Genomic DNA, 1003 nt, shown 5'->3' on the forward strand with positions numbered 1-1003 from the left:
CGGCCGGTGCTTGCCCTGCGCGGCGACGAGCCCGGCCCGGTCGGCGACGATCGCGGCCTGGACGCGGTTCAGGCCGCCGAGCTTGCCGAGCACGGCACGGACGTGGTCCTTGACCGTGCTGGGCGCGAGCCCCATGCGCTCCGCGATCTGCGGGTTGGCCAGCCCCGCGCCGAGGTGCGCGAGCACCTCCCGCTCGCGCGGGGTGAGCGCCGCCACCGCCTCGGCGGCCGTCGTCTCCGCCTCGGAGGCGAGGTAGCCGCCGATGACCGCGCGGGTCACTCCGGGGTCGAGGACGCTGCCGCCCGCCGCGAGGGTCCGTACGGCCTGGACGAGCTGCTCCGGGTCGGTGTCCTTGAGGAGGAAGCCGGTCGCGCCGCCGCGCAGGGCCGCCGCCAGGTACTCGTTGGCGTCGAAGGTCGTGAGCATGGCGACGGCGGGCGGCTGCGGGGCGTCGCGCAGCGCGCGGAGAACGGTCAGCCCGTCGACGTCCGGCATCCGGATGTCGAGCAGAACGACGTCGGGGGAGCTGGCGCCCACGGTGGCGACGGCCTCGCCGCCGCCGCAGTCGGCGACCACCTCGATGTCGGGGGCCGTGCCCAGGATCATCCTCAGACCGGACCGGACGAGCTGCTCGTCGTCGACCACCGCAACACGGATCACCTGCCGTTACCTCTTCCACGCCCGCTGCCCGGTGTCATGCCGCTCGCTCCCTGCTCGTCCGCGCTCGTTCCACGACCGGCTAGAGCCGGTTCTCCCTGCTCCGGTTCCGGTCACGCACCCTGTCCGGTTCCCGTCACGCCTCCAGCCTGCCGCACGGTTTCGGCAACCACGGCCGAAAGCGGAGCGTGGCGTTCCTTATGATCTTCCCCCCGTCGTCCCCCCGATGGGCGGAGGGACCCCCTCCGATCGGCGGGGGCGAGCCGGGACCCACGGGGGATTCCGCCCGGGGCGTGCGGGCGGGCAGAGTGCTGTCCGTACTGCAGCATGCCGGGACTGACCTACC

Annotated in this window: 1 protein-coding gene; it reads right to left on the reverse strand. The window is 74.0% G+C overall.

All coding sequences use genetic code 11. The features are described from left to right. Positions 1–660, reverse strand: a 660-nt coding sequence (locus V7793_RS37870; protein WP_336014295.1) for a response regulator transcription factor, incomplete at its 3' end; no start/stop codon positions are given. Positions 661–1003: the final 343 nt, after the last annotated feature.

The sequence above is a fragment of the Streptomyces sp. KLMMK genome, assembly GCF_036961605.1.
Taxonomy (GTDB): domain Bacteria; phylum Actinomycetota; class Actinomycetes; order Streptomycetales; family Streptomycetaceae; genus Streptomyces; species Streptomyces telluris.